This window comes from Streptomyces sp. NPDC102490 (genome assembly GCF_044765285.1).
In the GTDB taxonomy this organism is placed as follows: domain Bacteria; phylum Actinomycetota; class Actinomycetes; order Streptomycetales; family Streptomycetaceae; genus Streptomyces.
Window position 1 is genome coordinate 38,990 of sequence record NZ_JBIWJU010000018.1, and the last position, 26,997, is coordinate 65,986.

Genomic DNA, 26,997 nt, shown 5'->3' on the forward strand with positions numbered 1-26,997 from the left:
GATGCGGCCCGCGCCGCACGCGGCACGGGTGCCAGCAGGTCTTCGGACTCGGGATCGACCGGACGGGACGCCTTCCCGGACGGCGTACGCCGCCCAGTGGCCCGTGTCCCGCCCGTCCCCCTCACCGCTGCGCGTCAGTTCCGGATTCGCACCGGATTCCCTGACCCACCAGGTGGGTTCGACTGGCCTGCGCAAGCTACCACAGGGCCATCGCCCCGCCGGGGGACGGGCCACTGCCAGACCCGCTCCCCCGGCCCCCGGCCCCGGGCCGCCACGCCCGTCCGCTCTTCGGCATGAGGACGGTGTCGATGATGTAGACGTTGGCATTGGCGGTCTTCACGTTGCCGCAGACGACCTTGGCGGAGTCGTCGACCTTGTAGGACTCGTCCGAGCCCGAGGTGGTCAGCTTGGACTTCTGGAGCGTCTCGAAGGAGCCGTTCTCCAGGTCCGCGGGCGCGAGCTTCTGGCCGACGACGTGGTAGGTCAGGATGCCGGTGAGCGTCTCCTTGTCGTTCAGGACCTTGTCCAGGTCGGCCTTCGGGATCTTGGCGAAGGCGTCGTTGGTCGGCGCGAACACGGTGATGTTCTCGGCGTTGTTGAGCGTGTCGACCAGGTCTGCCTTCTTCACCGCCGAGACCAGCGTGGACAGGGCCGGGTTGTTCGAGGCGGCCGTGGCGACCGGGTCCTTGGCCATGCCGTCGAACGAACCGGCGCCCTCCTTCGGCACCGTGGAGCAGGCCGGGCCGAACGGCTCGTCGGAGTCCGCCATGCCGTCGGAGGTGCCGGCCGACTGGTCGTCGCCCGCCGCGGGGGCCGAGGAGGCGGCCTGGGCGGAGTCCGAGGAGCCGCTGTCGCCGTCGTCGGAACAGGCGGCCAGGGACAGGGGCAGGACGGCGGCCGCGACGACGGCGACGGCGGAGCGGCGGATACGGGCGTTCATGGAGAATCTCCCAGAAAACGGGCAGCACGAAGGCTGCGTCGGTACGGAGGGGTGGTGCGGAGTCGTGGTGCGCAGTGCTGATACGGAGCTGAAGTGGTGTGCGGCGGGCCGCCGAGTACGCGGCGCCGTTACGTGCCGGTCGGCCGACCCGGGTCCGGGGTCGGCCGCCGGTTCGCTGTCGGCGTGGGTCTCGGTTCTTCCCTCACACGGGGAATCCGGAGCGGGCCCCGTTCCGGATTGGTCGCCCACCCGATCGAGTGAGAAAGGTGCGGCGGCGCCGCTGTGACCTGCGAGATTCCTCGAAAGCGCCCGTCAGGGAGTGAGAACAGGTCAGAACGGCGTCGCGGCCCGCAGGATGAGGAACATCGTGACGGCGGCGTTCGCGGACGACATCGCCGAGACGGCGGTTCCGGCGGCCGCGGCCCACGCCGCCAGGCCCACCGACGTGAACACCGGGGGCCAGGTGCGGACGGCGGGAGCGGGCCCCAGCAACGCCGCCACCCGGCGGGGCACCGGGCCGGGCGCCGCGAGGCCGGCGAGGGTGGCGACGGGGGTGCCGCGGGAGACGAGGGCCGCCTTGCCGATCGCGGTCGCCACCGCGCGGCGGTCACCGACCGCCCGCGCGGCCGCCTCGTCCGCCCACCGCTCCGCCGTGTAGGACACGGCCGTCCGCAGGGGGCGCAGGAACGGGTTGGCCAGCGCGGCGAGCCGGACGGTGAGCAGGAAGCGGTGGTGCCGGGCGGCGAGGTGGGCACGCTCATGGGCGAACAGGGCGCGCCGCTCGCCCGGTTCGAGGCAGTCGAGCAGGGCCGTACTCACCACCACGCGGTCCCGGCGTCCACCCGGCAGCGCGTACGCGTAGGGCACGTCGTCCGGCAGTACGGCCACCCCGGTGCCCGGCAGCCCGGCCAGCGCGCGGTGGGCGCGGCGGCGCACCCTGCCGTGCCGCCACAGGGCCCGCGCCGAGGCCGCGACCACCGCGCAGAGCGCGGGAATGGCCGCCTTGCCGACGATCTCGTCGAAGGGCACCGCCGCCCGCACCTCGGGGTCCGACCAGCCGTCGGGGAGCGGGTTGCCGGGCAGCTGAGCGGTGCCGACCACCATCACCAGGGCCAGGCACACGGTGCTGCACAGGGCCATCACGGCGGCGACGGCGGTGAGCAGCCTGGTCGCGGTCCGCGGGTGCAGGTGCTGCTCGGCGAGCCTGGCGACGGGCCACGCCGTCAGCGGCAGGACCAGGGGCAGGAAGACGAAGACCCCCATGCGGTGTCAGCCGTCCTCCGCGGCGCGCGCGTGCCCGAGCAGGTCGCGCAGCAGCCGCTCGTCGTCGGGGTCGAGGCCCGTGACGAAGCTGGCCAGCACCGCTTCCCGGTCGCTCTCGGCGTCCAGCACCTTGCGCATCTTCCGCGCGGCCAGGCCCGCCTGGTCCGAGGCGGGCGTCCAGGCGAAGGACCGGCCCGCACGCTCGCGGCTGACGGCACCCTTCTCGAGCAGCCGGGTCAGGATCGTGATCACCGTGGTGTAGGCGAGGTCGCCGCCGAGCCGTTCCTGCACCCAGCCGGCCGTCGCGGGCCCGTCCGCCTCGCGCAGCGCGGACAGCACCAGCGCTTCCAGCTCACCCTGGCCCCGCCGCCGCGGACGCCGGTCATCCGTCACGGCCCGCCTCCTTCCGCCGCCGATCGTCTACCGGAGCGACATCGTATAGAAGGCTTACTTCTACAGTGATGTAGATTGTCGGCAGGCGTAAGAACAGGCAAGACAGGCAAGACAGCAAGACACACGGGACGCGGAACGCGGAACGCGGCGCACACGACGAAGGAGAACGCAGTGGGAGTTTCCCTGGCCAAGGGCGGCAACGTCTCGCTCAGCAAGGAGGCACCCGGCCTGACCGCCGTGCTGGTCGGTCTGGGCTGGGACGTGCGCACCACGACCGGCACCGACTACGACCTCGACGCCTCCGCGCTGCTCCTGGACGCGTCGGGCAAGGTGCTCTCGGACGGGCACTTCGTCTTCTACAACAACCTCACCAGCCCGGACGGCTCGGTCGAGCACACCGGCGACAACCTCACCGGCGAGGGCGAGGGCGACGACGAGGCGGTCAAGGTGAACCTCGCCGCGGTCCCGGCCGAGGTGGACCGGATCGTCTTCCCGGTGTCCATCCACGACGCGGAGAACCGCGGCCAGAGCTTCGGCCAGGTCCGCAACGCCTTCATCCGGGTGGTCAACCAGGCGAACAACCAGGAACTCGCCCGCTACGACCTGTCCGAGGACGCCTCGACCGAGACCGCGATGGTCTTCGGCGAGCTGTACCGGCACGGCGCCGAGTGGAAGTTCCGGGCGGTCGGCCAGGGCTACGCCTCGGGCCTCGCGGGCATCGCCGCGGACTTCGGCGTCAACGTCTGACCGGTCACCCCGGCCGACGGTACGACCGGCGTCCCCGCCGGGCGCGGTGCGCCCGGCGGGGGTGGGGGGCGGGAGTGGCGCATGGGGTCCTCGTCGGCCATGGCCGGGTTCTGGAAGTCGTCGCCCCAGCGGTCCCAGCAGCCGTAGTTGCGGGAGGCGGGGTCGACGACCGAGCCGTGGGCGACGGCGGTACCTCTCCAGGGGATCAGGGTGAGCAGGACCGCGGTCAGGGTGCCGAGGGGTGACGTGTCCGATGCCTTCGACGCGACGGGTGGGCGGGGGTGTCCCCGCCCACCCGTCGTCATGCCGGTGGCACGGTCGTCACAGCGCACGCCGCCTGGAACGGATCAGCAGCACACATCCACCGGCGAACAGCACGCCGCCGGCCGCCGCGGGCCACAGGCCGAGCCCGGAACCCGTCTCGGCTAGTCCACCCTGCGCCTGCGGTGCGGCAGCCGATCCGGCGCCGCCCGCGTTGCCGCCGTTGTCGCCGTTGCCGGTGGTCCCGGACGCGGCACTGCTCACGTCGTCCGGAGTGTCGGCGGCAGGCGTCGTCGCGGACCTGGGTTCGGCGCTCGCGGAAGCCTCCTGGCTATCGGCCGGGGGGGCGGGCTTGTCCCCGCCGGTCGGCCCCTCGCTCTGTCCCTCGTCCTGGCCGGGGGTCTTCCCGTCGTCCTTCCCCTCGCCCTTCCCACCCGCCTGGTCGTCCTGGCCGGGGTCCGCGGGTGCCGAGGCCGTGGCGGTCTGCTCGGCCGGGGGCCCGGCGGTCTGGCCGCCGTCGTCGCCCTCGCCGTCGCCGGGCTGCTCCTCGCCCTCGCCCGGCTCCGCCTCCGGGGGCGTGTCCGGGCCGCACTCGCGGCCGGAGTTGATGCACTCGGTCATCTCGCGCATCAGGTCCTCGTCGAAGACGTTGATGAAGTCGCTGTGGTCGGTGACCGGCTTGTGCAGTTGCTCGGGGAAGGAGTCCACGGCGAACAGCGGAACGGTCCTGCCCCCGTCCTCCAGGCTGGGCGCGGCCACGTCGTAGACGACCCGCTGCACCAGTCGCGGAACGGCCCGGAAACCCTCCGGGCAGCTGCCGTCGGCGGCGGCGAAGGCCATGTGGGTACGGTGGTTGGCGCTGTCGGTGTTGCGGCCGTCCCAGCAGCTCTGGAAGGTGAAGGTGCGCACCACGTCGCTGCCCGAGGGGCAGAGCGGGTACTTGTCCTTCAGCTGCCGGTCCTCGAACCCGGTGCAGCTCCAGGAGGCGTTCGCGTTGGTGTTGCCGTTGACGAACGCCTTGGCGTCGCCGGTGATGATGCGCAGCAGCCGTGGCATCTCCGTGACCTTGCCCCGCTCGTTGCCCTCGAACGTGAGGGTGACCTCGGCCGGTGTGACGATCTCGCCCGCGTTGCCCTCGATGCCGCCGCCGGGTGACTGGGCGTCCTGTTCGGCGGTGCCGTTCTGGAGCCGCAGCACGGGCCAGTAGTACGAGGACTTGTCACCCTGGTCGGCGCAGCTCGTGTCACCGGCGGCCAGGTCCTCGTCGCTGGCGAAGGCGTCGTTGGCCTGGTTGCCGACGTAGTCGTGGAAGTGGTGGGCGCCGTTGCCGACGCCGGGGGCGGCGATCAGGTTGTCCGAGTTGAACAGGCCCTCGGCGTTGACGCCGCAGCTGGTGGTGAAGGAACCGGTCGAGGCCTTCTCCTGCCGGGGCGCCCGCACGACGTTGGGCTGGACGGACTCGATGGCGATGTAGTCCGCCGCCACGGGGCCGTTGCCCGCCTGTCCGCCGTTGCCGGGCTGCTGCTGCCCGTCACCGGGCGGCTCTTCGCCCTTGCCGTCCTGCTGCCCCTGTTCCTGCCCCTGCCCCTGGCTCTCTTCCTGCTCCTGTCCCTGCTGGTCCGGGCTGCCGCTCCCCGCGTCAGCCGACGCGATCTCGGTGCGGCGCAGGGTGCACGCGGCCAGGGTGTCCAGGCCCTCGGGGCGGTCTCCGGCCTTGCCGACGGCGGCGGCGATGCGCTCGATCGTCGCCGCGCGCTCCGTCCGCAGCGGGTCGAGGATCGCGCCCTCGTCGAGGGTGCCGTCGTCCGCGGTGCGGGCGGCGTCCTGGAGGCCCCGGTAGGCGGCGGCGATCTGCTCGTCGAGGTGGGCGAGTTCGGTGTCGACCTCCGGCCTGGCCTGCTCCGGAACGGCCGTGAGCCGTTCGGTCAGGTCGGGGCAGTCGACGGTGGCCGCGACTCCGGAGCTGCCCAGGGGGACGGCGGCGTTGCCGGACTCCGTCGCGGAGGCGAAAACGTTCACGGCCACCAGGCCGCTGCCCCCCAGTATCAGCGCGACCGCTCCGAAGGTCGCGCGCCGCGCCCCGGTCGGGCGTCTGCGCCTGTTGTGTCCCAAGGCGTGCTCCTGTGTCGTGACGGACTCGGACGTGAAAGGCCCCCGGCTCCATACGGAACCGGGGGCCGGGGCGTTCAAGCGCCTCGGGAATTCTCAGGTTTCCCTCATGTCACGGGTGCAGGACGTACCACGGCGCGGGACGCCGCCGACAGGTCCGGTGCGACCCGTCGCCCGAAGGGCCCCTTGTGGGCGGCTCGCTCCCGGTGGAACGATGCCCGGACACCGGCTCACCGCACCGAAGGGACCGCCGTGACCGACGACCGGGAACGCCCACGGGCCGCCGCCGCGTTCGACGCGCTGGGCGCCGAGTACGAGAAGGCGTTCGCCGGGTCGAAGACACACCGCCACTCACTGGAATGGCTGCTGGCGCGGCTCGCGCCGGGCAGCCGGGTGCTGGACGTGGGCAGCGGCACCGGCCGGCCCACCGCCGAGACCCTCGCGGCCGCCGGGCACGAGGTGCTGGGCATCGACATCTCCCCGGTCATGGTGGAGCTGGCCGCACGGCAGGTGCCGGGCGCCACCTTCCGGTGCGCGGACATCCGCGACGTACCGCTGGCGGACGCCTCGTTCGACGCCGTCTGCGTGTACTTCTCCCTGCTCCAGCTGGACCGGGAGGAGCAGACGGACCTCGTACGGCACCTGGTGGGGTTGCTGAAGCCGGGGGGGTACCTGGTGCTGGCCACCGTGCCGCTGGACGTGGCGGACGTCGACGCCACCTTCATGGGCCAGCCGGTGCGCGTGACCAGCTTCCCCGCACAGGACCTGATCACCCTGGCCGAGGAGTCCGGCCTGGAGGTGCTGGCGCAGGAGGCGTCGATGTTCACCCCGGCCCACCCGGACGCCCGGCCGGAGCCGCACCTCTTCCTGCACTGCCGGCGCACGGGCCAGCCCCGGATGGGGTAACTGCGCACGCGGGGTCCGGGCACCCACGGTCACGATGGGCACATGACCGAACCTGGCGAGCGACGGCGCCGCACCACTTCCACGACCACGCGCGAGCGTGGCGTGCGGGACGCCCGGGACGCCGCCCGGCGCGCCGCCGACGCCCTGTGCGAGCTGATCCGGCACCACCTCGAAGGGGTCTCCGCGGTGTGCCGGAGCGAGGACGGCGGCTGGATCGTCAACGTGGACGTGCTGGAGGTGGCACGCATCCCCGACACCACCAGTCTGCTCGCCACCTACGAGGTCGAGCTGGACCCGGCGGGCGACCTGGTCCGGTACCGCAGGACCGCGCGTTACCGGCGTGGCGCCCAGGACCAGTGAGCGGGCCGTGCGGCCCGCACCCGGAAGGACCCCCGCATGATCACCTACGACGACGAGGTCGTCTGCGCGCCCCGCGCCGGAACCCTCTACGACGTCCTCGAACTCATCCTCGACCGCGGCATGGTGATCGACGTCTTCGTGCGCGTCTCCCTGGTCGGCATCGAGATCCTCAAGGTGGACGCGCGCATCGTGGTCGCGAGCGTCGACACCTACCTCCGGTTCGCCGAGGCCTGCAACCGGCTGGACCTGGAGCACGACGTGCGGTCCAAGACCGTGCCCGAGATGTTCGGCAGCCCGGTGGCCAAGACCGTGGGCAAGGCGGGCGCCAGGCGGACGGCACGCTCCCTGACCGACAAGGTGCGCGACGTCCTCACGCCCGAGCCCGAGGAGGAGGAGGCGACGGAGGCGGAGGTGGAGGACCGTCCGCGCGCCCGCGTGGAGCGCGGCAGGAGCCCACAGCGGTCCCGCAGCCGCCCCGCCGCGCGCCCCCGTGACGAGGACGACCGCCCCCGCTCCCGCCCCCGCCGGCGCACCGAGGAGGAGGACCGATGACCGCGCCCGCCACCACCGCCACCACCGGCATCGCCGACGCACCGGCGCCCGCCCCGAAGGCCCTGTACGTCTACGGCATCGCCCCCGCCGGAATCCGCTCCCCCCGCTCCCCGGGCGTCGACGGCGCCCCGGTACGGCTGCTGAGCGGGTCCGGACTGTGCGCCGCGGTGTCCGACGCGCCCCCGCGGCTGCGGCCCCGGCGCCGGGACCTGATGGCCCACCAGGCCGTCCTGGACGAACTGGCGGCCCAGGGACCGGTGCTGCCCATGCGGTTCGCCGTCCTCAGCCCGCGACCCGACACCCTGCTCACCCAACTGCGCTCGGACGCCGCCCACTTGACGGCTCAGCTCGACGGCGTACGGGGGTGTGTGGAGCTCAACGTCAAGGGGACGGTGGTGCCCGGCCACTTCGCCGATCTGGTACGCCGCGACGACAAGCTGCGCGGCCTGGCCCTGCGGACCCGGCGCCGGCCCGACTACGAGGCCAACGTCCGGCTGGGCGAGGCGATCGCCCTCGGTGTGCGCCGCGAGGCGCGGCGCGCGGCCCGGGAGGTCGTCGACCAGTTGGCCCCGCTCGCCGTGCGCACGGTCCAGGGCACGACCGACGACGAGCAGGTGCTCAGCGCGTCGTTCCTGCTGCGCTCGGCCGACGAGGCGCGGTTCAGGGAGGCGGTGGCGGCACGGGCCCGGGCCTGCGGGGACCGGCTGGCCCTGAGCGTGACCGGGCCGCTGCCCTGCTACAGCTTCGTCGACCCGCGCCCCACGACACCGGCCGGCCGGTGACCGCGTGGGCATCGTGAGCGGTCTCCTCCTGCTGCCCCTCGCGCCGGTGCGCGGCACGGCGTGGATCGCCGACCACCTGCTCCAGGAGGCCCGGCGCCAGGCCCACGACCCACGCGCCGTACAGGCGCGGCTGGCCGCGCTCAACCGGGCCCTGGACGAGGGCGCCGTCGACGAGGCGGCCTTCGAACGCGAGGAGGAGCGGCTGCTCACCCTCCTCGAACGCCCGGCCCGGCCCACCGGCCCCACGGCCACCACGAATCCAGCGCGGAGACGACACCTATGAACGACAGCAGGACGGCCATGGCGGCTGCCATGGCGGGCGGATACCTCCTGGGACGCACCAAGAAGACCAAGCTCGCCTTCGCGGTCGGCTCCTACCTGGTGGGCCGACGCGTCGGCCTCTCCCCCGGCCAGGTGCTCGGCCAGGGGCTGGGGAGCCTACGACAGGCTCCCCAGTTGCAGGAGCTGACCGACCAGGTCCGGGGCGAGCTGCTGACCGCAGGACGCGCGGCCGTCACCGCCGCGGCGAACCGCCGGCTCGCCGGCCTCGCGGACAGCCTCCGCGACCGCACCGACGCGCTCACCGGCGAGGACCGAGGGGACCGACGGGACGACTCCGACGACTCCGACGACTCCCGGGACGAGGAAGCTCCGGACGAGGAGGCTCCGGACGAGGACGCCTACTTCGACGAGGAGGACCGGGCGGAAGACCGACGGCCTGCGCCGGCACCGCCCCGCAAGCCGGCCGAGAAGGCCGCGAAGAGGCCGCCGGCCAAGAAGGCGGCGGCGAAGAAGGCCCCGGCCAAGAAGGCGGCCGCCAAGAAGGCCGCACCGGCGAAGCGGGCGGCGCGCCCGGACAGCAGGCGCGGAGGTGGGCGCGCATGACCCCCGACCGGCAGGACGACGGCGGACAGTCCCCCCTCGGCGATCTCAAGGGCGCCCTGGGCGGCTACCTCTCCGCCGCGGGGCACGGGCTCGTCGGCAAGGCGGGGGAACGGATCGGTTCCCTGACGGACCGCCTGCACGAGTCCGCCAACGGCGGCGGTTCCCCAGGCGGCGGTGACGATGCGAAGAACGGTGGCGGTTTGAAGAGCGGCGGCGGTTCGAAGAGCGGCGGCGGCAGCGTCAAGGCGACGCACATCATGGAGACCGTCGACATCGGCGTCCCCCTGCGCACCGTCTACGACCAGTGGACGCAGCTCCAGGATTTCAGCGGCTTCACCAAGGGCGTCCAGAGCGTCAGCCCGCATGACGAGGTGACCTCGGACTGGACCGCCAAGATCGCCTGGTCGACCCGCAGTTGGAAGGCGACCGTCCAGGAACAGATCCCGGACCAGCGCATCGCCTGGACCTCCGAGGGCGCCAAGGGCAGTACCAACGGGGTGGTCACCTTCCACGAACTGGCACCCCGGCTGACCCGGGTCGTCGTGGTCGTCGAGTACTACCCGGCGGGCTTCTTCGAGAAGACCGGGAACCTCTGGCGCGCCCAGGGGCGCCGGCTGCGGCTGGACCTGAAGCACTTCGCGCGGCACGTGACCCTGGCGAACGGCGAGGACGTCGAGGGCTGGCGCGGCGAGATCCGCGACGGCGAGGTCGTCAAGAGCCACGAGGAAGCGCTGGAAGAGGAGGAGTACGCCGACGACTCCGACGATTCCGACGGCTCCGAGGACGCGGACGACGCCGAGGACGAGTACGAGGACGACGAGGAAGGTGAGTACGACGACGAGGAGGAGGAGCCGTATGAGGGCGAGGAAGACGACGAGGACGACGAGGACGACGAGGACGACCAACGTGCTCGCCCGCGTCGCTGACACCGCCCCGGGGAGCGGGCGGTGACCGACCTCGACCACCGGTATCCGGGCCCGGGGACAGAACCCTACGGGCCCCCTTCCGGCAGCCTCGCCGACCTCCTCGAACGCGTCCTCGACAAGGGCATCGTCATCGCCGGCGACATCAAGATCGACCTCCTCGACATCGAACTCCTGACGATCCGGCTGCGGTTGTTCATCGCCTCCGTGGACACCGCCAAGAAGGCGGGCATCGACTGGTGGGAGACCGATCCCGCGCTGTCGTCCCGGGCCGCGCGGGACGCCCTCGCCGAGGAGAACGCGCGGCTGCGGGAGCGTCTCGACGCCCTGGAGGGGGCCGCCGAGGGCGAGGCGACGGGAGCCATGCGATGAGCGCACCCCCCGCAGGACCGGCGGCCACCGGCCTCGTGTGCGCCTTCGCCGTCACCCGCACCCCGCCCGACTCCGCCGCTCTGGCGGCGGCCGGGGGGCACGAGGAGGGCGGCCCGTTGCGCGTCCTGCGCGTGGGCGGCCTGTGCCTGGTCGTGCAGGACGTGCCCGCGGCCCTGTTCGGCGAGGAGGCGCTGACCGAGCGCCTCAACCGGCCGGACGACCTGGAGCGCTGCGCCCGCGCCCATCACCGGGGCGTCGAGGCCGCGGCCGGGCGGGGCCCCGTCGTGCCGCTGCCCATGGCGACGCTGTACCGGGGCGACCTGACCGCGGCGCGGGCGGTGGCCGCCCGGCAGCCGGTGCTGGACACGCTGCTGGACCGGCTCAGGGACCGTACGGAGTGGGCGGTGAAGGTGCACGCCGCCGAGGCCGCGCCCGAGGCCGCCGGGGACACCGGCACCGGCGCCCCCAGCGGCTCCGGCGGCGGGCGTGCCTACCTCAGCCGGGCCAGCGCGCGGCGCCGCGAAGAGCGGGGTGCGCGCGGGAAGGCGCTGGCCGAGGCGGAGGCCGTCGACGCGGCACTGCGGCGCCACGCGGTGGCCGCGACCCGGCACCGCCCGCAGAGCGAGCGGCTGACGGGCCGCCGCACCCCGCAGCTGCTCAACGCGGCCTACCTGGTGGCGGACGCGCGGCGCGCGGACTTCACCGCGGCCCTGGCCCGGTTCACCGCCGGCGGGCCGCACCCGGCGGTGCGGGTGGAGGCCTCGGGTCCGTGGATCCCGTACTCCTTCGCCCGCTGGGACGAGGACCCGCAGGCCGGACCGGACCAGGAGGTCCCTTCATGACCGTCCCGGACGCCCGTACGCCGGGCCCGGCTCCCGTGCCCTGGGACGGCCCGGAGCCGTACGCACCGGTCGGGGTGCCGCTGGTCGACCTGCTGGACCGGGTGCTGGCGACCGGTGTCGTGGTCAGCGGCGATCTGGTCCTGGCCGTCGCGGACGTGCCGCTGGTGCGGATCTCCCTGCACGCGCTGCTGTCGTCGGTGAACGAGCGGGTGCCCGCTCCCTGGCCGGACAGCGGGCCGCTGTGACGGCGCCCGGGGGCCGTGCCGCCCACGCCCTCGACCTGGACCCCGAGCGGGTCACCAACGACCTCGCCGCACTGGTCCTCACCGTGGTGGAGCTGCTGCGCCAGCTCATGGAACGGCAGGCCGTGCGCCGCTTCGACGAGGGGACGCTGAGCGCGGAGCAGGAGGACCGGCTCGGCACGGCGCTCATGCTGCTCGACGCGCGCATGGACGACCTGTGCGCCCAGCACGGTCTGCGCCGCTGCGACCTGAACCTCGACCTGGGCCCGCTGGGCCCCCTCCTCGCCGACCCGGAACCGTAGGACCACCGGCACCCGGGGCGAGCGATCGTTATGATGACGCGGAATCGCTCAAACGAACATTCTCGGGTGGGGAGCCCTGATGCGGGAGCCGGTCGATCTCAGGCGCCAGCGGATACTGGCGGCGGTCCAGGCGCGCGGTACCGCGCGGGTGCGCGACCTCGCCGACGAGTTGCAGGTCTCGGTGGTCACCGTGCGGCGGGACGTCGAGGAGCTGACGCGCGAGGGCAGGCTGAGCCGCGGGTACGGGGTCGTGCGGTCGACGCAGCCGGCCCGGGAGACCGTCGCCGACCCGGTCCCGGCGGCCGGGGACCGGGTGGCCGTGGTGGTTCCCGTGCGGCACTCGTACCTGACCGAGACCCTGCACGGGGCCCGCACGGTCCTGGAGCGGGCGGGGGTGCGCATGGCCCTGCACCTCGCGCCGCAGGCGTCCGGGGCCGAGCGCCCGCTGGTGGAGCGGGCGCTGGCGGACGGCGCGGACGGGCTGCTGATCGCCCCGCGCTGGCGCGGCCGGGCCGACGAGGAGGCGGACCACGAGTGGCTGGCCGGGGTCGGGGTGCCGACGGTGCTGATGGAGCGCCGCCCGTGGCGCGGCAGCGCGCTGCACGCCCTGGACTCGGTGTGCTCGGACCACTGGTACGGCGCGCACCTGGCGGTGGAGCACCTGGTGGGGCTGGGTCACCGGCGGATCGTGTTCGCCACCCGGCACGACAGCCCCACCGCCCGCTCGCTGCGTGCCGCGTTCACCGAGATCGCCGGGGCGCACCCCCTGGTGGAGCGGTGGGCGTGGACGCTGGTGGCGCCGGAGGCCGGAGTCGACGGGCCGTACTCCGCGGACGAGACCGCCGAGCTGCCCGCGCTGATGCGCAAGGTGGGTGCGTCCGCGATGGTGCTGCACGGCGACGTGGACGCGCTGATGGTCGTCCAGCGGCTCGCGGAGGAAGGGGTGCGGGTGCCGGAGGACTGCTCGGTGGTCGCGTACGACGATGTGGTGGCCGGTCTCGCCTCGCCTCCACTGACGGCCGTGTCGCCGCCGAAGGCCGAGGTCGGGCACGCGGCGGCGGAGCTGCTGCTCCAGCGGCTGGCCGAGGCGCCCGGCAGCCGGCCGGGCCGGCGGGTCGAGCTGCTGCCGCGGTTGATGGTGCGCGGGTCGACGGACCGACCGACCGGCTGACCGGCCGACCGGCTCACCGGCTCACCGACCGAACCGCTTGGCGAATGAGCGTTTGATCGATTCATTTTCTTCTGATCGATCTATTGACCGTTTGAGTCGGGGCGTTCAGGATTCCGGTGTCTCGAAGAGTCGTGTCCGCACCCGCGGACCCGCAGGAGCCGCGGAGGCGCCATGCCCGGACGACCCAGCCGTCGCTCCGTGCTCGCCGCGATGACCGCCCTCCCCCTGGCAGGAGCCGCGAGCGCCTGCAACGGCGGGAACGGCGCATCGTCGGCCCGCACGGGCGGCACCACGCGCATCACCTTCTGGTCCGCCCTGCGCGGCAGCCAGGAGGTGGTCGACGCGTTCAACCGCACGCACCGCACCGTCCAGGTGGAGTTCCAGCAGATCCCCTCCGGTGGACAGGGCGGTTACGCCAAGCTCAGCAACGCCGCCCGGGCCGGGAACGCGCCCGATGTCGCCACCCTCGAATACCCGCAGGTCCCGGGGTTCGCCATCGACGGCGTGGCCCGCGACATCACCGACCTGATGAGCGACGGCCTGCGCCGCAAGCTGCTGCCGCAGGCGCTCGGCCTGACCACCTTCGAACGCCGGGTGTTCGCCGTGCCGCTGGACGTCGAACCCATGGTGATGCACTACCGCGCCGACCTGTTCGACCACTACGGGCTGGAAGTCGCGCGCACCTGGGACGAGTTCGCCGAGCAGGCCGCCACCGTGCGCCGCAAGGCGCCCGACCGCCGGCTGGTGCTCTTCCCCACCGACGGGATGACCCAGTTCGCCTGCTACGCCTGGCAGGCGGGCGCCCAGTGGTTCGACACCTCCAAGGGCGCCTGGAACGTCTCCATCGCCGACGCGCCCTCCCGGCGGGTCGCGGAGTACTGGCAGGGGCTGATCGACCGGGACGACGTCTTCATGAACGCCGTCGAGAGCAGGCAGTCCGACGCGCAGATCGGCAACGGGCTGGTCCTGACCCGGCTCAGCGGCGCCTGGGACGCCGGTGCGCAGATGAACGCGCGGCCCGGCCAGAAGGGCCAGTGGCGGATCGCGCCGCTGCCGCAGTGGGACCCCGGCAGCCCCTCGGCCGGCACGCACGGCGGCTCCACCTTCGCGATCACCGAGGACAGCAGGCACCCGGAGGCCGCGATGGAGTTCATCGAGTGGCAGGTCTCCCACCCCGACGCCCTGCGCGCCCGGCTCTCCAGCGGCACCAGCAGCCAGTACCCGGCCGCACCCGGCCTGGTCGCGGTGGGCCGCGAGGCCTTCGACCGCTCGTACTACGGCGGCCAGGACATCTACGCCCTGTTCGAGCAGGAGGCCGAGAAGATCGGCGACCAGTGGCTGTGGGGTCCGCGGATGAGCGCCACCCAGAAGGTCATGCAGGACTCCTTCGCCCGGGTCGGCGGCGGCCAGGGCAGCCTCGTCGAGTCGCTGCGCACCGCCCAGGAGGGCACCATGCCCGACCTCAAGGCCCTGGGCCTGTCCACCACCCAGCACAGCACCTGAGCCGACGAAAGGCAGGTGACACCCCCATGACCACGACGACCCCCGCACGGGTGGCGACCGGCTCCTCCCGCGCCACCGCCCCGGACGGCTCCGCCGCCGGCCCGCGTGCCCGCAGAGCGGCCAAGCGCCGTCAACTGACCGCCGCCGGCGTCCTCATGACGCCGTTCTTCGCCCTGCTGGTCACCGTCTTCCTGATCCCCGTCGGCACCGCCGTCTACCTCAGCTTCTTCAGCGACGACCAGCCGGGCCTCGGCTTCGGCCCCGAGCGCACCGTCTTCGTCGGACTGCGGTCCTACGCGGCCGTGCTCACCGACCCCACCTTCCTCGGCGGCCTCGGCACGGTCGCCCTGTACTGCCTGATCTACCTCCCGCTGATGGTCGTCGGCGCGCTCGCGCTCGCCCTGCTGCTCGACTCCGGCGTGGTGCGGCTGCGCGCCCTGGCCCAGCTCGGCCTGTTCCTGCCGCACGCGGTGCCCGGCATCATCGCGGCACTGATCTGGCTCTACCTGTACACACCCGGCATCAGCCCCATCATCGAGCTGTTCGCCAAGGGCGACATCACGATCGACTTCCTCGGAGTGCACACGGTGATCCCGTCCATCGTGAACATCGCCCTGTGGAGCAACCTCGGCTACAACATGGTGATCTTCTACGCCGCCCTCCAGGCCGTGCCGCGCGAGGTGATCGAGGCGTCCGTCGTCGACGGCGCCGGGCCGGTCCGCACGGCGCTCCAGGTCAAGACGCCCCTGGTGCGGGCCTCCATCGTGACGGTCTCGATCTTCACCCTGATCTGGGCGCTCCAGCTGTTCACCGAGCCGATGCTGCTCAGCCAGTCCTCCCCGATGATCAACTCGCGGTTCTCGCCCAGCATGTACATCTACGACGCGGCCTTCACCCGCAACAACTACGGCCTCGCGGCGGCCGCCTCGGTGGTCCTGCTGGTGTGCACCATCGCCCTGTCGTACGGCGTCACCCGCTTCACCAGCCGCGCCGACTCCGAGGAGGCCCGATGAGCGCCACCGACAGCTCCCTGCTCCGCCCGAAGCTGCTGGGCCGGGCGACCGTCAACGTGGTCGTCGCCGTCTCCGTCCTCTACACGCTGCTGCCGGTGCTGTGGCTGGTGCTCGCCTCGGCCAAGACCCGCGACGCGCTGTTCAGCAGCGATCTGCTGTCCCTGAGCGACTTCTCCTTCCTCCAGAACCTCCAGGACGTCTTCGCCATGGACGGCGGGCTGTACGGCCGCTGGTACGTCAACAGCCTGCTGTACGCGGTGATCGGCGCCGCCGTCGGCGCGCTGGTGAGCGTGGCCTGCGGCTACGCCTTCGACAAGTACCGCTTCCGGCACAAGGAGAAGCTGTTCGGCCTGGTGCTGGCGGCGGTCATGGTGCCGCAGACGGTGCTCGCGCTGCCGCTGTATCTGATGGCGTCCGAGGCCGGCCTGGTCAACACCTTCTGGGCGGTGTTCGTCCCGGTGCTGTTCAATCCGTTCGGCGTCTACCTCGGCCGGATCTTCGCGCGGGGCTACGTGCCCGACGAGGTCCTGGAGGCGGCGCGCGTGGACGGGGCCGGGGAACTGACCACGTACGCCCGGGTGGCGCTCAGGATGCTCGGGCCGGGTCTGATCACCGTCTTCCTGTTCCAGCTGACCGCGATCTGGAACAACTTCTTCCTGCCCATGGTGATGCTGTCCGACCAGGACCTGTATCCCGTCAGTCTCGGCCTGTACCAGTGGAACAGCTCGGCGTCCGTGTCGCCCGAGTACTACCCCGTGGTCATCATGGGTTCGCTGCTCGCCGTACTGCCGCTCATCCTCGCCTTCGTGCTGCTCCAGCGTTTCTGGCGCAGCGGCCTGACCGCCGGAGCCGTCAAGTGACCGTGCACGCCCCGGGCCCCGGCTTCCGGCCCCGTGCCGCCGTGGCCATGTCCCCGGACGCCGCCTCGGCCGTCCTCGACCCCCCGTCCCTCGCCGCGTTCCGCCGGGTGTGCGACCTCGCGCCCTTCCCGGTGCTCGACGACCTGACCACGGCGCGGGCGAGATCCGTACTGGCGGACGTGGAGCTGCTGATCACCGGCTGGGGCTGTCCGCCGCTGGACGCGGACGTGCTGCGGGCGGCGCCCCGGCTGCGGGCCGTGGTGCACACGGCCGGCAGCGTCCGCGGGCACGTCACCGACGCGTGCTGGGAGCGGGGCGTCGAGGTCTCCTCGGCCGCCGCGGCCAACGCGCTGCCGGTGGCCGAGTACACCCTCGGCATGATCCTGCTGACCGGCAAGCGGGTGCTGGAGCGGGCCCGCGACTTCCGGGCGTCCCGGACGCGCGGCAACTGGCTGCGCACCCCGCGCAGCGTCGGCAACTACCGCCGCACGGTGGGGGTCCTGTCGGCGTCGCTGATCGGCCGCCGGGTCGTCGAACTGCTGCGGCCGCACGACGTGGAGGTCCTGCTGCACGACCCGTACGTCACCGACGCGGAGGCCGCCGAGCTGGGCGTCGAGAACGTGGGGCTGCCGGAGCTGTTCGCGCGCTGCGAGACCGTCAGCGTGCACACCCCGCTGCTGCCCACGACCCGTGGTCTGGTGAGCCGTCCGCTGATCGACGCGATGCCCGCCGACGCGGTGCTGATCAACACCTCCCGCGGGGCGGTCGTCGACCAGGAGGCGCTCACCGACGCCGTGCTGGCGGGCCGCATCCGGGCCGTCCTCGACGTCACCGACCCCGAGGTGCTGCCGCCGGACCACCCGCTGTGGGACTGCGAGCACGCCCTGATCACCCCGCACCTCGCCGGTTCCGAGGGCAACGAATGGCGCCGTCTCGCCGACCTCGCCCTCGCCGAGACGACCCGCTGGGCGTCCGGCTCCGGCTTTCTCCATCCCGTACGACGCGAAAGGCTGGCGTTCCTGGCATGAGCATCCCGTTCGAACTGCCCACCGAGGACCGTGCGTCGAGCCCGTACACCGGTTACACCCGGGCCCACTGGGAGGCCGTCGCGGACGGGCTGCTGTGGGCGGCGTGGCGCTGGAGCACCCCGGGCCGCGCCCTGCTCGACCTGCCGGGACGGCCCTCGCGCTCGGGGGTACGCTCCGACGGTCTGGAGGGCTTCGCGCGGACCTTCCTCGCGGCGGGCTTCCGCGTCGCGGGCGCGGACGGCGCGGACCCGCGCGGCTGGCTGGACCGCTACGCCGACGGCCTCGCCTCGGGCACCCGTACCCCCGGCCGGGACGACACCGAGTCCTGGCCGCTGATCCTCGACCACGACGTGCAGGGCCAGCCGATGGTCGAGTCGGCCTCGGTGGCGCTGGGGCTGCGGCTGACCGCTCCGTGGCTGTGGAAGCACCTGGACTCCGGGGTCCAGGACCGGGTGGAGGAATGGCTGCGCGGCGCGCTGCGGCACGTGCCGGCGCCGAACAACTGGTATCTGTTCCCGTACACGGTCGCCGGGTTCCTGGAGTCGGTCGGCCGCGGTGACGCCGAGACGGCCGCGGCCCGGCACCGGGCGCTGGAGCTGATGGAGGGCTGGTACCGGGGCGGGGGCTGGTACGCCGACGGCGACGGACGCGCCTTCGACCACTACAACGGCTGGGCGCTGCACCTCTACCCGGTGCTCGACGCCCACCTCGGCGGCGACACCGACGCCCTCGCCCGGTACGGGGACCGGCTGCGCGCCCACCTCGACGGCTTCGCCCTGATGTTCGGCGCCGACGGGGCGCCGCTGCACTTCGGGCGCTCGCTCACCTACCGTTTCGCCGCGTCGGCGGCCGTGGGCCTGGGCGCGCTGACCGGGCACACCCCGCTGACGCCGGGTGCCTCGCGGCGGCTGGTCAGCGGCAGTCTGCGGTACTTCGTGGACCGGGGGGCGCTGACGGACGAGGGGCTGCTGAGCCTCGGCTGGTACGGCCCGCACGAGGCGACCCTCCAGCCGTACTCGGGCCCGGCCTCCCCGTACTGGGCGTCGAAGGCGTTCGTGTCGCTGCTCGCCCCGGCGGACCACCCGCTGTGGACGGCGCCGGAGGAGCCCGCGCCGGTGGAGGAGGCGGACCGGGTCCTGGCGCTGCCCGCGCCGGGGCTGCTGGTGCAGGCCACCCGCGGCGACGGGATCGTACGGCTGCACAACCACGGCAGCGACCATGTCCGGCCGCACGAGGGCGAGTCGGCCGCCGAGGACGACCCGCACTACGGCCGGCAGGCCTATTCGACCCGGACGGGTCCCACGGCGCGGGAGAACGTCGCGGACAACCACCTGTCGGTCGAGGTGGACGGCCGGTCCAGTGTGCGCCGCCGGGTCCACCCGCTGGGGGCGGGGCACGGGGACGGCTGGGGCTGGGCGGCGTCCTGGCACCGGCCCGTCTTCGTGGCCGGGCCGCCGATGGTGCCGGGGCTGCGGGTGGAGAGCGTCACGGTGGCCCGGGGGCCGTACGAGCTGCGGGTGCACCGGGTGGTCGGGGCGCCGCCCGGGGCACGGGTCACCCACACCGGCTGGGCCACCGGTCCCGAGGAGCCGCTGACCTCCGCGCTGCACGGCCTGTACGGCTGGGATCCTGAGGCGGAGACCGTGCGCGCCCCGCAGGGCACCGCGTACGTGCCGTGGGCGGAGCTGCCCCGGCTGTCCGGCCCGGCGGGCGGCACGTCCGTCCATGTCAGCCTGGCCGCGCTGACCGGCGAACCGGTGAGCGTCCCGGCGGCCGGGGCCGTCGCGGAGGTGGTGCCGGGCGAGGACGGCGTGGAGGTGGTCTGGGCGGCCGACGGCGCCCGCACCCGGGTCTCGTTCGAACCGGTGAGGGTGACACACACGGCGGCGTAGGCCCGTACGGCGCTTCGAGGGCCCCGAACCGTGTCCGCGGTCGGGGCCCTCCCCCGTGCGCCCGCCCCCGGTGGCGTGCCGGGGCCGGGCCGGTGACGCTGGGACGGCACCTGCGAGAAGGAGTCGTCCCCATGCGCAAGTCGTCGTGCACCGTGCTCGCGGCCCTGGCCCTGTCGGTCCTGTGCGCCACCGGAGCGCGGGCCTCGGTGCCGCACGCCCCGAGCCTCCCGAGCGACGTGACGGCGACCGAGTGCATCCAGGGCGGCGGAGTGATCCTCATCTCGGCGGACGGCGACGGGACCGGCTCCTTCACGGCGCTCTGCCAGGGCGGCACCCACGACGGACAGGCCATCACCTGAGCCGACCGCCTCCGTCGCCCGCGCCCATGCCTTGAGTCCCGAACCCTGGGTACGCGGTCACGGCCCACCACGGCAGCCGCAACTCGAACACGATCGGGCGCGTCCAGCGGCCCGCCCAGAACGGAGAAAGGCCGATGAGCGAGGCCAATCCCCTCAAGCGAGCAGTCCACAAGGTGACCGAGGGCCTGCACGGCGAGGCCGGTGGTCCGCCGGACGGAATCCCCGGCAGGCCCGGCCCCGAGTCGCCGCCCGTCGCCGAACCCACCGAACCCCGCGAGCCGCTGCCCCCGAAGCCCGACCAGAGCGGCCCGGACACCGTGTCGCCGACCGGTCAGCCCACGGGCGCCGACCAGGCCCGGGTGGCGCAGTCCGGCAGCTATCTGACGGACGCTCAGGGAACGCGGCTGTACGACACCGACCACTCGCTGAAGGCCGGGCCGCGCGGACCCGTGCTGCTCCAGGACCACCACCTGCGCGAGAAGGTGATGCACTTCGACCACGAGCGCATCCCGGAGCGCGTGGTGCACGCGCGGGGCGCGGGCGCGCACGGGGTGTTCCAGAGCTACGGCACGGCGGCCTCGGTGACCAAGGCCGGATTCCTGGCCGCGGACGTGGAGACGCCGGTGTTCACGCGGTTCTCCACGGTGGTCGGCTCGCGCGGATCGTCGGACACGGTGCGGGACACCCGCGGGTTCGCGACGAAGTTCTACACCAGCGAGGGCGTCTTCGACCTGGTCGGCAACAACATCCCGGTCTTCTTCATCCAGGACGCCATCAAGTTCCCGGACGTCGTGCACGCCGCGAAGCCGCACCCCGACCGGGAGATCCCGCAGGCGCAGAGCGCCCACGACACCTTCTGGGACTTCGTCTCACTGCACACCGAGGCGACCCACCACACCCTCTTCTTCATGGGCGACCGGGGCATCCCGCGCTCCTACCGGATGATGGAGGGCTTCGGCGTCCACACCTTCCGGCTGGTGAACGCGGAGGGCGCGACCACGCTGGTGAAGTTCCACTGGAAGCCCAAGCTGGGCGTGCACTCACTGGTCTGGGACGAGGCGCAGCTCATCAACGGCGTCGACCCGGACTTCCACCGCCGGGACCTCGCCGACGCGATCGAGGCGGGCGCGTACCCGCAGTGGGAGCTGGGCATCCAGACCTTCCCCGACAACCCGGAGCAGACCTTCGAGGGCATCGACCTGCTGGACCCGACCAACCTGGTGCCCGAGGAGCTGGCGCCGGTGCAGCCGGTCGGCCTGCTGACCCTGAACCGCAACCCGTCCAACTTCTTCGCCGAGACCGAGCAGATCGCCTTCCACGTCGGCCACCTGGTGCCCGGTATCGACGTCACCGACGACCCGCTGCTCGCGGGGCGGCTGTTCTCCTACCTGGACACGCAGATCACGCGGCTGGGCGGCCCCAACTTCCCGCAGCTGCCGATCAACCGGCCGCAGGCGCCGGTCAACGACATGCTGCGCGACGGCATGCACCAGAGTGCCGTGCACCGGGGCGTGGCGCCCTACCGGCCCAACTCCCTGGACGGCGGCTGCCCGTTCACCGCGGGCGCGGACACCAACGCGTTCATCGAGGCTCCGGTGCGGGTGCCGGAGGGCAGGAAGGTCCGCGAGGCCCCCGAGTCGTTCGCGGACCACTTCAGCCAGCCGCGCCGGTTCTGGCTGAGCATGAGTTCGGTGGAGCGCGAGCACATCATCGGCGCCTACACCTTCGAGCTGGGCAAGTGCTACGAGCAGGCGATCCGGGAGCGGACGCTCCAGGTCCTGGCCAACATCGACCCCGAGCTGTGCGCGGGGGTCGCCGAGGGTCTCGGCCTGCCCGCCCCGGCGCCGACCGTGCCGCTGGCCGACGTCGAGCCCAGCCCGGCGCTGTCCCAGGTGGGCGGTACCTGGCCGCTGGACGGCAGGGTGATCGGCATCGTGACCGGTGGGGCCGACCTGGAGGGCGTGGGCGCGGTACGGGAGGCGGTGCTGAACGCCGGGATGGTGCCGCTGGTGGTGGCGCCGACCGGTGGCACCCTCGGCGCCGGCGACGCCGCGCTGACCGTGCAGCGCAGCTATGTCACCGCGCGGTCGGTCGAGTTCGACGCGGTGCTGCTCGCGGGGACGCCCGACATGGGCGGCGACGCCTACACCCCGCGCGACTACAAGGCCGGACCGGCGCCCGCGGGTCCGGGGACGATCGACCCGCGGGTGAGCCTGCTGCTGTCGGAGGCGTTCCGGCACGGCAAGGCGATCGGTGTCTGGGCGGGCGGCGAGCCGGCGCTGGCGGCGTCGGGTGTGCCCGCCGACGCTCCGGGTGTGGTCGTCGCCGACTCCGGCACCGCGGCCCTGGAACGGGTCACGGAGCTGATGGGCTCGCACCGGGTGTGGGAACGCTTCACCACGCCGCGGGGCTGACCCGACGGACCGTGGGGCCGGGTGCCGTTGCGGGCGTCCGGCCCCGCGGTGTGTTCAGCACAGGACGCGCAGTGCTCCGGGCAGCACCCGGGCGGTGACGGGCACGACGGCCTCGACCTCGCCGTCGGCGCCATAGGGTATCGCCCGGTCCGCCTCGATGCGGACCTCCCGGCCGCGCAGGACGCGTACCTGGGGCCGGTGGACGTGGGCGCCCGTCGAGAGGTCGTTCATCAGGGCGAAGAACAGCCGTCGCGGGGCGTCGTGGATCATCACCACGTCCAGCAGGCCGTCGTCCACCCGGGCGGCGGGGGCGATGCGGCGGTTGAAGCCGTAGTAGCCGGAGTTGGCGGCCACCACCGTGTAGCCGCTGAAGGCGTGCTCCTCGCCGTCGACCGTGACCCGGTAGCCCGCCGCACGCCAGCCCGCCACGGCCCGCACCGCCCCCGCGTAGTAGGAGGCGGCGCCGCGCAGCAGCCGCGCGTGGTTGGCGTGCCGGTTGGCGAGCGCGTCGACCCCGGCGTAGACGCTGCCGAGGACAACGGTGCGGTCGTGGACGGCGGAGGTGACCTCGACGGTGTCGACGGGGCGGGGTTCGGCGCGCAGCAGCACCTCGGCCAGTTCGGCGGGTGCGGTGGGCAGTTCCAGGGCGCGGGCGAAGTCGTTGCCGCGTCCGGCCGGGACCAGCCCGAGCACGGCTCCGGTGCCGCTGAGGGCGCCGCCGATGCCGCCCGCCATGCCGTCGCCGCCGACGGCGAGCACCACCCGCCCCCGCTCCCCGGCCCGCCGGGCCAGTTCACGGGCGTGCGCGAGGCTGTGGCTGTACTCGGTCTCCAGCCCGGCCCCCGCCTCCCGCAGCAGGCGGGCCACCCCGAGGAGCGCGGCGGCCGAGGTGGCTCCGCCCGCGGTGGGGTTGACGACGGCGGTGAACTGTCGCATCGATGTGCCTCCGGACTGACGGGTGGGGCCGGACTGTTGTCTCACGGGGAGGGGGCGTGCCGTGCGGCGGGGTCAGTCCGCGGGCAGCAGGACGCCCGGGCTGAGCAGTCCGGCGGGGTCCCAGACCCGCTTGACGGCGCGCAGGGCCTCGACACCGAGGGGGCCCGCCTCCCGGACGTACCAGTCGCGGTGGTCGGTGCCCACGGCGTGGTGGTGGGTGATGGTGCCGCCCGCGGCGAGGATGGCGTCGTTGGCGGCGTGCTTGGCCCGGGCCCAGTGCGCCACGGCGTCCTCGCCCTGGGCGGAGACGACCGTGAAGTAGAGGGAGGCGCCGTTCTCGTAGACGTGCGAGATGTGGCACATGACCAGGGGCGGCGTGCCCGCCTCGGTGAGGGTGGCGGTGAGCGCCTCGCGGACGGCGGCGTACAGGGCGGGGAGGCGGGACCAGTAGGCCGCGGTCTCCAGGGTCTCGGCGAGCGCCCCGGCGTCGAGCAGGGAGTCGCGCAGGTACGGCGCCGAGTAGCGGCCGTGGGCCCAGCGCTCCCCCGGCTCCGGTCCGGCGAAGGTGCCGCCGCTGTCGCCCAGGACGGCGGCGGCGCCCTCGCGGCGGTGCGCGGTGTCCTCCGCGGTGCCCTCGAAGCCGACGACCGCCAGGCATCCGGCGTCCTGGCGCTCCAGGGAGGCGCCGATGGCGTCGGGCTGGGCGAGGCCGATCAGGGTCTCGGTCTCGTCGGACAGCCGCAGCACCGTGGGGCGCGGGCCGTCCTGGGCGAGCCGGCGCAGGGCGGCGGCGCCCTGGTCGAAGGAGGCGAAGCGCCAGCCCTCGTAGCGGCGGACCTTCGGCAGGGGACGCACCCGCACGGTGACGGAGGTGATGACGCCGAAGGCGCCCTCCGAGCCGAGCACGAGCTGGCGCAGGTCGGGTCCGGCCGCCGAGCGCGGGGCACGGCCGGTGTCGAGGGTGCCCTCGGGGGTGGCGAGGGTGAGGCCGAGGACCATCTCGTCGAAGCGGCCGTACCCGGCGGACGCCTGTCCGCTGGAGCGGGTCGCGGCGAAGCCGCCGAGGGTGGCCCACTCGTAGGACTGGGGGAAGTGGCCGAGGGTGTACCCGTGCTCGCCGAGCAGCGCCTCGGCCTCGGGGGCGCGCAGGCCGGGCTGGAGGGTGGCGGTGCGGGAGACCTCGTCGAGGTCGAACAGCCGGTTCATGCGGCGCAGGTCGAGGGCGACGAACGGGCCCGGGCGCCCGGGGGCGAGGCCGCCGACGACGGAGGTGCCGCCGCCGAAGGGCACGAGGGGCAGGCGGTGCTCCGCGCAGGCGGCCAGCACGGCGAGCACCTCGTCGTGGCCATCCGGCAGGACGACGGCGGCCGGGGTGTCGGTGACGTCGCCGGTCCGCATCCGCAGCAGGTCGGGGGTGGACTTGCCGCGGGTGTGCCGCAGGCGGCTCTCGGCGTCCGTGCGCACGTCGTGGGCCCGGTTGCCGACGGCGGCCTCCAGCGCGCGGCGGGCGTCCGGGCCCAGCGGCGACTCGGGGACGTGGATCTCCTCCGGCGGGAGGGGGGCGGCCTCGCGGGGTGCGACGCCGAGCAGCTCGCGCAGCAGTCCGGTCACCGTGTCGGGCAGTGGCGTCGCCCTGGCCGGGTCGCCCCAGCCGTTGAACAGCATGTCCATTGCCTGTCGTCCTCACGGTCGCTTCGAGGGATGCCGTCCGCACCACCCCGCTGGGCGTTACACTGTTACACATGACGCCCAATCGTCACAACCACTCGAGCAGGCAGACCCCCTCGGACAACGACACGGTGCTGGACGCCGTGCGCGACTGCGTGCTGGCCGTCGGGGTGCGGCGCACGACGATGACCGACGTCGCCCGCCGCGCCGGCGTCTCCCGGATGACGCTGTACCGCCGCTGGCCGGACGTGCGGTCCCTGGTCGGCGACCTGATGACCCGGGAGTGGATCGGGGTGGCCACCGGCGCCATCCCCGGACCGGGTCAGGGCGCCGACACCCGCTCGCGCATCGTCGAGGGCCTGGTGGCGGGAGTGGAGGCGTTCCGCGCCCATCCCCTCTTCCGCAAGATCGTCGACGTCGATCCGGAGCTGCTTCTGCCCTACGTCCTCGACCGGCGCGGGGCGAGCCAGGAGGCCCTGCTGGAGCTGCTGGCCGACGCGCTGGAGGAGGGCCACGCCGACGGGTCGGTCCGCCGGGCGCACACCGGGCGGCAGGCTCGGTCGGTGCTGCTGGTGGTGCAGTCCTTCGCCCTGTCGCTGCGGACCATGACCGACGAGGACGACGCCGAGCTGACCCCCGCGGCCCTCCTCGCGGAGCTGCGCACCATCCTGGAGAGGACCCTCACGCCATGAGCCCCGCCAGCCGCCCCGCCGCCGGGGCCTCCCTGTCCGCCGCACGGCGCTCCCGGGAGGTGGCCGACACGGTCGGCGGCCCCGTCGTGGACGTCCTGGTCGTCGGTCTCGGCGCGACCGGTGCCGGTGCCGCCCTGGACGCCGCCGCCCGGGGCCTGAGCGTCGCCGCCGTGGACGCCCACGACCTGGCCTTCGGCACCTCCCGCTGGAGCTCCAAGCTCATCCACGGCGGCCTGCGCTACCTCGCCTCCGGCCAGCTCGACGTCGCGCACGAGAGCGCGGTGGAGCGCGGGGTGCTGATGGAGCGCACGGCACCGCACCTGGTACGCGCGCAGCCGTTCGTCCTGCCGCTCACCCCGCTGGTCTCCCGCGGCCAGGGCGCGCTGGCGTGGGCCGGGTTCCGGGCCGGGGACACGCTGCGTCTCGCGGCGCGCACCGCGCGGGCCACGCTGCCCGCGCCGCGGCGCCTGTCCGCCGTGGAGACCAGGCACCTCGCCCCGGCGGTGCGCTCCGACCGGCTGCGCGGCGGGCTGCTCTCCTGGGACGGCCGGCTCACCGACGACGCCCGGCTGGTGACGGCGCTGGCCCGGACCGCGGCGGCCCGCGGGGCGCGGGTCCTGACCCGGGTCAGGGCGCTGGAGCTGACCGGGTCCGACGCCCGCGTACGCGACGAGCTGACCGGCGAGGAGGGCGTGATACGGGCCCGCGCGGTGGTCAACGCCTCCGGGGTGTGGGCCGGCGGCCTCGTGGACGGCATCCGGATCCGCCCCTCCCGCGGCACCCACCTCGTCCTGCGCTCCGAGCGGCTCGGCCCGCTCCCGGCCGGGCTGCACGTGCCGATCCCCGGCGAGACCAACCGCTTCGTCCTCGTCCTGCCCCAGGGCGACGGCCGGGTCTACGTCGGGCTCACCGACGAACCGGTGGACGGGGACGTTCCGGATGTGCCGGAGGTGCCCGAGACGGACGTCGGCTTCCTGCTCGACGTGCTCGGCTCGGTCCTTGACGTGCCGGTCCGCCGCGAGGACGTGGTGGGCGCCTTCGCGGGCCTGCGCCCCCTGCTCGACACCACGCCGTCGGACCGGCCCGGCGCCGGGACCCGCACCGCGGACGTCTCCCGCCGGCACGCGGTGCTCACCTCGTCCGAGGGCGTGGTCACCGTGGTCGGCGGCAAGCTCACCACGTACCGGCGGATGGCCGAGGACGCCGTGGACGCCGCCGTCGCCGCCCGCGGGCTGGCCGCCGGTCCGTCCCCCACCGCCGCGCTGCCCCTGGTCGGCGCCGCCGCCCCGCACACCCTGGCCCGGCTCCGGGCGCCGCGCCACCTGGTCCGGCGGTACGGCACCGAGGCCCCGGCGGTCCAGGCCCTCGCGGCCCGGGACCCCCGCCTCGCCGAGCGCGTCCTGCCGGACCACCCGGTCACCGGGGCCGAACTGGTGTGGGCGCTGCGCCACGAGGGCGCCCTCGACGAGACCGACCTGCTCGACCGGCGCACCCGTATCGGCCTGGTCCCCGAGGACCGCGCCGCGGCCCTGAACGCCGTACGCGACCTCGTCGGCGAGATCACGGCAGAAGCGGGCTGACA

28 protein-coding genes, 1 pseudogene and 1 riboswitch are annotated in these 26,997 nt (G+C 73.9%); of the genes and pseudogenes, 22 read left to right on the forward strand and 7 right to left on the reverse strand.

From position 1 onward, the window contains the following. Positions 1-15: 15 nt before the first annotated feature. Positions 16-202: riboswitch (cobalamin riboswitch) on the reverse strand. From ACIRGB_RS33330 to ACIRGB_RS33340, 3 genes are all read right to left on the reverse strand, one after another. Next, complete coding sequence (locus tag ACIRGB_RS33330; protein ID WP_403872786.1) at positions 197-940, reverse strand: fasciclin domain-containing protein; 744 nt, start codon at positions 938-940, stop codon at positions 197-199. Its footprint overlaps the riboswitch before it by 6 nt. Positions 941-1,270: 330 nt before the next feature. Beyond that, positions 1,271-2,203: a M56 family metallopeptidase gene (locus ACIRGB_RS33335; RefSeq protein ID WP_403872788.1), complete on the reverse strand. Its 933-nt coding sequence runs from the start codon at positions 2,201-2,203 to the stop codon at positions 1,271-1,273. A gap of 6 nt (positions 2,204-2,209) precedes the next feature. Beyond that, positions 2,210-2,596, reverse strand: a complete 387-nt coding sequence (locus ACIRGB_RS33340) for a BlaI/MecI/CopY family transcriptional regulator (protein WP_403872790.1) — start codon at positions 2,594-2,596, stop codon at positions 2,210-2,212. 171 nt (positions 2,597-2,767) lie between these two features. Here ACIRGB_RS33340 and ACIRGB_RS33345 point away from each other — a divergent pair, with 171 nt between their 5' ends. Beyond that, complete coding sequence (locus ACIRGB_RS33345; protein ID WP_059296699.1) at positions 2,768-3,343, forward strand: TerD family protein; 576 nt, start codon at positions 2,768-2,770, stop codon at positions 3,341-3,343. 80 nt (positions 3,344-3,423) lie between these two features. Here the strand turns inward: ACIRGB_RS33345 and ACIRGB_RS33350 are convergent. Continuing rightward, positions 3,424-3,648 (reverse strand): annotated as a pseudogene (locus tag ACIRGB_RS33350) (cellulose-binding protein); the annotation flags it as partial. 16 nt (positions 3,649-3,664) lie between these two features. Then, positions 3,665-5,716, reverse strand: coding sequence for a DUF1996 domain-containing protein (locus ACIRGB_RS33355; RefSeq protein WP_403872792.1), 2,052 nt, complete (start codon positions 5,714-5,716; stop codon positions 3,665-3,667). A 249-nt stretch (positions 5,717-5,965) separates the two neighbouring features. On the opposite strand from ACIRGB_RS33355, the gene ACIRGB_RS33360 reads away from it, so the two are divergent. The 19 genes from ACIRGB_RS33360 (at position 5,966) to catB (ending at position 22,119) form a co-directional block, all read left to right on the forward strand. Beyond that, positions 5,966-6,619 (forward strand): class I SAM-dependent methyltransferase, encoded by a 654-nt coding sequence (locus ACIRGB_RS33360; protein WP_403872794.1) that lies wholly within the window; start codon positions 5,966-5,968, stop codon positions 6,617-6,619. A gap of 42 nt (positions 6,620-6,661) precedes the next feature. Further along, positions 6,662-6,979 carry a gas vesicle protein GvpO gene (gene gvpO / locus ACIRGB_RS33365; protein ID WP_403872796.1) on the forward strand — a complete coding sequence of 106 codons (318 nt, stop codon included), beginning with the start codon at positions 6,662-6,664 and terminating at the stop codon, positions 6,977-6,979. A 36-nt stretch (positions 6,980-7,015) separates the two neighbouring features. After that, positions 7,016-7,531 (forward strand): gas vesicle protein GvpJ, encoded by a 516-nt coding sequence (gene gvpJ / locus ACIRGB_RS33370; protein WP_403872797.1) that lies wholly within the window; start codon positions 7,016-7,018, stop codon positions 7,529-7,531. Beyond that, entirely contained in the window at positions 7,528-8,313 is a 786-nt protein-coding gene (locus tag ACIRGB_RS33375) for a GvpL/GvpF family gas vesicle protein (RefSeq protein WP_403872798.1), read from the forward strand. The genes gvpJ and ACIRGB_RS33375 overlap by 4 nt, the downstream gene beginning before the upstream one ends. 4 nt (positions 8,314-8,317) lie before the next feature. Then, positions 8,318-8,596 (forward strand): gas vesicle protein GvpG, encoded by a 279-nt coding sequence (locus ACIRGB_RS33380; RefSeq protein WP_403872800.1) that lies wholly within the window; start codon positions 8,318-8,320, stop codon positions 8,594-8,596. After that, positions 8,593-9,198, forward strand: coding sequence for a hypothetical protein (locus ACIRGB_RS33385; RefSeq protein WP_403872801.1), 606 nt, complete (start codon positions 8,593-8,595; stop codon positions 9,196-9,198). Before ACIRGB_RS33380 ends, ACIRGB_RS33385 begins: the two co-directional genes overlap by 4 nt. Next, on the forward strand, positions 9,195-10,124 hold the full coding sequence (locus ACIRGB_RS33390; RefSeq protein WP_403872803.1) for an SRPBCC family protein: 930 nt from the start codon (positions 9,195-9,197) through the stop codon (positions 10,122-10,124). The genes ACIRGB_RS33385 and ACIRGB_RS33390 overlap by 4 nt, the downstream gene beginning before the upstream one ends. A 21-nt stretch (positions 10,125-10,145) precedes the next feature. After that, positions 10,146-10,493, forward strand: coding sequence for a gas vesicle protein (locus ACIRGB_RS33395; protein WP_403872805.1), 348 nt, complete (start codon positions 10,146-10,148; stop codon positions 10,491-10,493). Next, the gene (locus ACIRGB_RS33400) at positions 10,490-11,335 is read left to right on the forward strand and encodes a GvpL/GvpF family gas vesicle protein (protein WP_403872806.1); all 846 of its coding nucleotides are present in this window, start codon (positions 10,490-10,492) and stop codon (positions 11,333-11,335) included. The genes ACIRGB_RS33395 and ACIRGB_RS33400 overlap by 4 nt, the downstream gene beginning before the upstream one ends. Next, positions 11,332-11,580 carry a gas vesicle protein gene (locus tag ACIRGB_RS33405; protein ID WP_403872808.1) on the forward strand — a complete coding sequence of 83 codons (249 nt, stop codon included), beginning with the start codon at positions 11,332-11,334 and terminating at the stop codon, positions 11,578-11,580. The genes ACIRGB_RS33400 and ACIRGB_RS33405 overlap by 4 nt, the downstream gene beginning before the upstream one ends. Further along, the gene (locus ACIRGB_RS33410) at positions 11,577-11,879 is read left to right on the forward strand and encodes a gas vesicle protein K (protein WP_403872810.1); all 303 of its coding nucleotides are present in this window, start codon (positions 11,577-11,579) and stop codon (positions 11,877-11,879) included. The genes ACIRGB_RS33405 and ACIRGB_RS33410 overlap by 4 nt, the downstream gene beginning before the upstream one ends. A 79-nt stretch (positions 11,880-11,958) precedes the next feature. Next, the gene (locus tag ACIRGB_RS33415) at positions 11,959-13,050 is read left to right on the forward strand and encodes a substrate-binding domain-containing protein (RefSeq protein ID WP_403872812.1); all 1,092 of its coding nucleotides are present in this window, start codon (positions 11,959-11,961) and stop codon (positions 13,048-13,050) included. Between the two features lie 171 nt (positions 13,051-13,221). After that, a complete protein-coding gene (locus ACIRGB_RS33420) occupies positions 13,222-14,553 on the forward strand; it encodes an ABC transporter substrate-binding protein (protein WP_403872813.1) in 1,332 nt (443 codons plus the stop codon). A 26-nt stretch (positions 14,554-14,579) separates the two neighbouring features. Next, complete coding sequence (locus ACIRGB_RS33425; protein ID WP_403872815.1) at positions 14,580-15,566, forward strand: carbohydrate ABC transporter permease; 987 nt, start codon at positions 14,580-14,582, stop codon at positions 15,564-15,566. Then, the gene (locus ACIRGB_RS33430; protein ID WP_403872817.1) at positions 15,563-16,426 is read left to right on the forward strand and encodes a carbohydrate ABC transporter permease; all 864 of its coding nucleotides are present in this window, start codon (positions 15,563-15,565) and stop codon (positions 16,424-16,426) included. Before ACIRGB_RS33425 ends, ACIRGB_RS33430 begins: the two co-directional genes overlap by 4 nt. Next, positions 16,423-17,454 carry a hydroxyacid dehydrogenase gene (locus ACIRGB_RS33435; protein WP_403872819.1) on the forward strand — a complete coding sequence of 344 codons (1,032 nt, stop codon included), beginning with the start codon at positions 16,423-16,425 and terminating at the stop codon, positions 17,452-17,454. Before ACIRGB_RS33430 ends, ACIRGB_RS33435 begins: the two co-directional genes overlap by 4 nt. Continuing rightward, complete coding sequence (locus ACIRGB_RS33440; protein ID WP_403872821.1) at positions 17,451-19,346, forward strand: DUF2264 domain-containing protein; 1,896 nt, start codon at positions 17,451-17,453, stop codon at positions 19,344-19,346. The genes ACIRGB_RS33435 and ACIRGB_RS33440 overlap by 4 nt, the downstream gene beginning before the upstream one ends. 131 nt (positions 19,347-19,477) lie before the next feature. Beyond that, positions 19,478-19,705, forward strand: a complete 228-nt coding sequence (locus ACIRGB_RS33445; RefSeq protein ID WP_403872823.1) for a hypothetical protein — start codon at positions 19,478-19,480, stop codon at positions 19,703-19,705. Positions 19,706-19,839: 134 nt separating this feature from the next. Continuing rightward, positions 19,840-22,119, forward strand: a complete 2,280-nt coding sequence (gene catB, locus ACIRGB_RS33450) for a catalase CatB (RefSeq protein ID WP_403872824.1) — start codon at positions 19,840-19,842, stop codon at positions 22,117-22,119. Positions 22,120-22,173: 54 nt separating this feature from the next. On the opposite strand, the gene ACIRGB_RS33455 is transcribed toward catB, so the two are convergent. Both ACIRGB_RS33455 and ACIRGB_RS33460 read right to left on the reverse strand, forming a co-directional pair. Next, positions 22,174-23,055, reverse strand: coding sequence for a diacylglycerol kinase family protein (locus ACIRGB_RS33455; RefSeq protein ID WP_403872826.1), 882 nt, complete (start codon positions 23,053-23,055; stop codon positions 22,174-22,176). A 72-nt stretch (positions 23,056-23,127) separates the two neighbouring features. After that, positions 23,128-24,726 carry an FAD-binding oxidoreductase gene (locus ACIRGB_RS33460; RefSeq protein ID WP_403872828.1) on the reverse strand — a complete coding sequence of 533 codons (1,599 nt, stop codon included), beginning with the start codon at positions 24,724-24,726 and terminating at the stop codon, positions 23,128-23,130. 71 nt (positions 24,727-24,797) lie between these two features. Here ACIRGB_RS33460 and ACIRGB_RS33465 point away from each other — a divergent pair, with 71 nt between their 5' ends. Together ACIRGB_RS33465 and ACIRGB_RS33470 are read left to right on the forward strand one after the other, a co-directional pair. Next, complete coding sequence (locus tag ACIRGB_RS33465) at positions 24,798-25,415, forward strand: TetR/AcrR family transcriptional regulator (protein ID WP_403872830.1); 618 nt, start codon at positions 24,798-24,800, stop codon at positions 25,413-25,415. Next, on the forward strand, positions 25,412-26,995 hold the full coding sequence (locus tag ACIRGB_RS33470; protein ID WP_403872832.1) for a glycerol-3-phosphate dehydrogenase/oxidase: 1,584 nt from the start codon (positions 25,412-25,414) through the stop codon (positions 26,993-26,995). Before ACIRGB_RS33465 ends, ACIRGB_RS33470 begins: the two co-directional genes overlap by 4 nt. Positions 26,996-26,997 lie beyond the last annotated feature (2 nt).